This window comes from Streptomyces sp. NTH33, assembly GCF_003236365.1.
Lineage (GTDB): Bacteria > Actinomycetota > Actinomycetes > Streptomycetales > Streptomycetaceae > Streptomyces.
Map to the genome: position 1 here is coordinate 1 of NZ_POTZ01000516.1, position 4582 is coordinate 4582.

General features: G+C 76.3%; 1 protein-coding gene. It reads right to left on the minus strand.

Annotated features, from left to right (window positions below; all coding sequences use genetic code 11):
• Positions 1–4563, minus strand: a 4563-nt coding sequence (locus C1I97_RS31885; RefSeq protein ID WP_146608353.1) for a condensation domain-containing protein, incomplete at its 3' end; no start/stop codon positions are given.
• Positions 4564–4582: the final 19 nt, after the last annotated feature.

Genomic DNA, 4582 nt, shown 5'->3' on the forward strand with positions numbered 1-4582 from the left:
GTACCCGTCCTCCTCCTCGACGTCCGGGTCGTCGAGGAGGAGGACGGGTACGTCGGTGCCGTCGGCCCGTGCCGCCGTGCCGGTCGTGGTCACCAGCGTCACCGGGGCGGCGTCGGCGAGGAGCCGGCCGATGCGTTCGGCGGGCGAGGCCGGGTCGATCGGCAGGTAGGCCGCGCCGGTCTTCAGCACGGCGAGGACCGCGACGACCTGGTCGCAGGAGCGGGGCAGGGCGAGGGCGACGAACCGCTCGGGCGCGGCGCCGAGTGCGGCGAGCCGGTGGGCGAGCCGGCCGGCGCGGGCGTCGAGCGTGGCGTAGTCCAGGTGCTCGGTTCCGCAGGTGACGGCGACGGCGCCGGGCGTGCGGGCGGCCTGCGCCTCGAACAGGTCCACCAGGGTCTCTTCCGGGCGGCCCGCCTCGGTACCGTTCCAGTCGGTGAGCATCCGCCGCCGTTCCCCGGCCGTCGGCCGGGCCAGGGCGCGCAGCGGCCGGTCGGTGCCGTCGGCCAGCTCCGTGAGCAGCAGGCACAGCCGGCCGGCGAGCGAGCGGACGGTCGCCGCGTCGAACAGGGCGGGGTCGTAGGCGAGGTCGAAGCCGAGGCGTTCGCCGTGGTGGGCGCGCAGGACGAGGGGGTAGTTGGTGGCGTCGCGGGAGGTCACCTCGGCCAGGCGCACCCCGGAGCCGGCCGTGCGGGCCTCGTCGAAGGGGTAGTTCTCGAAGGCGACCATGCTGTGGAAGAGCGGGCTGCCGGACGGCACGTCGCTCAGCTGGGTCAGCTCGGCCAGCGACACGGCCGCGAACCGTCTCGACTCGGCCTGGGCGTCCTGCAGTTCCCGCAGCCACGCGCGGGCCGTACGCCCGGCGTCGACGCGTACCCGGGTGGGCACGGTGTTGATGAACATGCCCACCATCGACTCGACGCCGGGCAGGTCCTCGGGCCGGCCGGAGACGGTGGTGCCGAACACCACGTCGTCCCCGGCTCCGTACCGGGCCAGCAGTAGCGCCCAGGCGCCCTGCACGACCGTGTTGAGGGTGAGCCCGGCTTCGCGTGCGGTGCGCGCCAGCCGGGCCGACGTCCCGTCGTCCAGGCCGGCTGTGTGCACGTCCGCGGAGCGGGCCAGGTGGGCCTCGCGCAGGGGACGGTCGGCGGGCAGCGGGGTGGGCGTGGTGAAGCCGGCGAGGACGTCCTGCCAGTGCGCGCGGGCGGCGCCCGGGTCCTGCTCGGCGAGCCGGCGCACGTAGTCGCCGAAGGGGCGCCGTACCGGCGGCCGGGACTCGGCGCCGGCGGTGAGGGCCGCGTACTCCTCGCACACCTCGGTCAGCACCTGGGCCAGGCTCCAGCCGTCCAGGATCAGGTGGTGGGAGGTCCACAGCAGGTGCAGCCTCGCGTCGGGCAGCCGGACCAGGGTCAGCCGCATCAGCGGCGCGGCGGCGAGGTCGATGCCGCGGGCCAGGTCGTCCGCCCGCAGCCGGGCCAGGCGCTCGGCCCGCTCCGTCTCGTCCAGGTCCCGCCAGTCGAGGTGGGTCACCGGCACCCGCACGTCCCGGCGCACGACCTGGAGGGGCACGGGGACGTCCTCCCAGACCACGCAGGTGCGCAGGGCGGGCGTGCGCTCGGTGACGCGCTGCCAGGCCGCGGCGAAGGCGTGCGGGTCGGCGACGCCGTCCAGCAGGAGCGCCGCCTGGTCGACGTAGACGTCGTCGTCGCCGCCGACCAGCCGGTGGAAGAGCATGCCCTCCTGGAGCGGGGTCAGCGGCAGGACGTCCTCCACGTCCCGCCCGTCGCCGACCAGCCGGTCCAGGCGGTCCTGGTCGAGGCGGGCCAGCGGGAAGTCGGACGGGGTGCGGCCGCCCGCGTCGGGGCGGGCGCAGTGCCCGGCGATCGCGGCGAGCGCGCGGGTCATGCCGTCGGCGAGGGTGCGGACGGTGTCCTCGTCGTGCACCTGGTCGCTGTAGTGCCAGGTGATCTCCAGTTCTCCGCCGGCGACCACGACGGAGACGTCCAGCAGGTGGGCCGGCGGCTCGTCGGCGGCGATGTCGCGGCCGGGCGTCTCGCCCGCCGGGGCGAAGTCCCGCCCGTCGCCGGCCTCCCACTGGCCGTGGTAGTTGAAGCAGACCTGTGGCAGCGGCAGGTCCCGCAGGGCGCGGGCGGCCGGGTCGGGCGAGCCGAGGCGGGCCAGGGCCTCGTAGCCGAGGCCGTGCCGGGGAACGGCCCGCAGGCGCTCCTTCACCGTCTTGAGGGTCGTGCCCCAGTCGGGCGCGTCGGACGGTCCGGCGGGCGTGAGGGTGACGGGGTACTGGGTGGTGAACCAGCCCACCGTGCGGGACAGGTCCAGCGTGTCGTCCTCGCGGCCGTGGCCCTCCAGGGCGACGGTCACCCGTTCGGTGCCCGTCCAGTCGGCGAGGACCCGGCTCAGCGCGCTGAGCAGCACGTCGTTGACCTGGGTGCGGTAGACCGCGGGCACCTGGCGCAGGAGGGCGCCGGTGGTGGCGCGGTCCACGTGGGTGCGCAGGGTGCGGACCGAGCCGGCGAGCGGAGTGCCGGGGCGGTCCACGGGCAGCGGGGTACGGGGTTCGGCGGCCTCGGCCGTCCAGTGCGGCAGGTCGGCGTCGAGGTCGCCGGCGCGTACCCGGCGGGACAGGTGGGCGGCCCAGTCGGCGAACGGCGTGGGGACGGGCTCCAGTCGGACCGGGTCGCCCTGGGCCGCCTGCCGGTAGGCCTGGGCGAGGTCGGTGAGGAGGATGCGCCAGGAGACGCTGTCCACTGCCAAGTGGTGGGCGGTGAGGAAGAGTTGGGGGCGCTCGCCGGGGCGGGACAGCAGGGCGGCGCGCAGCAGGGTGCCGGTTTCCGGGTCGAGGGCGGCGCGGGCGGCCTCGGCGGCTTCTTCGCGGGCGGCCGTCGCGTCGGCGGCGCGGGAGAGGTCGTGGCGGGTGAGCAGGCCGGTGGCCGGGCCGTCGCCGGGGTGTTGGCGCCAGGTGTCCCCCGAGCGGGCGAAGCGGGTGCGCAGCGCGGGGTGGTGGGCGGCCAGTGCCTCCAGGGCGCGCCGAAGGGCCTGCTCGTCGAGGTCGTGCGGCAGGTCCAGCAGCATCGACATGCTGAAGTGCCGCAGCGGGCCGTACGTGGCGAAGAACCACTCCTGGACCGGCGTCAGCGGCGCCGGTCCCTCCTCGCGCGGTCGCCGGGGCGCGGGCACGCCGGCGGTGCGTGGGGACGCGGCGGCGGCGAGGTCGGCGACGGTCTGGTGGCGGAAGACGTCCCGCGAGGTCAGGTGCAGGCCGGCCGCGCGGGCGCGGGAGACGGCCTGGATGCTGAGGATGGAGTCGCCGCCCAGCTCGAAGAAGTTGTCCGTCACGCCGACCCGGCGCACGCCCAGCACCTCGGCCCAGATGCGGGCGAGGGTCTCCTCCTCGGGAGTGCGCGGGGCGACGAACTCCTTGTCGCGCTCGCCGCCGTCGAGGTCGGGGGCGGGCAGGGCACGCCGGTCGACCTTGCCGCTGACGGTCATCGGCAGGGCGTCGAGCACGGTGAAGGAGGACGGCACCATGTGGTCGGGCAGCACGCGCCGGCAGGCCGCTCTCACGTCGCCCGCGGCGAGGTGCGTGTCGCGGTCGGCGGGGACGAGGTAGGCGGCGAGCCGGGTGTGGCCGTGCGGGTCGGTGACGGCGACGACCGCGGCGGCGGCGACGGCGGGCTGGTCCGTCAGGGCCGCCTCGACCTCGCCGGGCTCGATGCGGTGGCCGCGCACCTTGACCTGGTCGTCGGCGCGCCCCAGGTGGTCCAGGCGTCCGTCGGCGGTCCAGCGGGCCAGGTCACCGGTGCGGTACATGCGGGCGCCGGGCGGTCCGAACGGGTCGGGCAGGAACCGTGCGGCGGTGAGCCCCGGCCGGTCGGCATAGCCGCGCGCCAGCTGTACGCCGGCCAGGTACAGCTCGCCGCCGACTCCGGGCGGCACGGGCCGGAGCCGGTCGTCGAGGACGTAGGCGCGCACATTGGCCAGCGGCCGGCCCACGGTCGGGCGGCCGTCGCCCTCGATGCGGCCGGCCAGGGCGTCGACCGTGCACTCGGTGGGCCCGTAGAAGTTGTACGCGGCCACGTCCCGCCGCCCCGCCAGCTCCCGCCACAGGCCGGGCCCGACGGCCTCGCCGCCGAGCATCAGCACCCGGGGGTGGTGGCGCGGGTCGGTGAGCAGTCCGGCGGGCAGCAGCTGGCGCAGGTGGGTGGGGGTCAGGTCGAGGAAGTCGATGCGGTGCTCGACGACGTACTCGACCAGCGCGGCGGCGTCCAGCCGGGTCGTCTCGTCGACCAGGTGCAGCGGGTGGCCGTCGGCCATCAGCAGCACGCCCTCCAGCGAGGTGTCGAAGGAGAACGACGCCGTCAGCGCCACCCGCAGCGGCCCGCCGCCCGCCTCGGCGACGAAGCCCTCGCGATGGCCCGCCAGGAGGTTCGCCAGGGACCGGTGCGTCACGGCCACGCCCTTGGGGCGGCCGGTGGAACCGGAGGTGTGGATGACGTAGGCGGTGGTGTCGGGGTCCGGCGGGGCGAGCCGGCCGGACCCCGACACCACCGCCTACGTCATCCACACC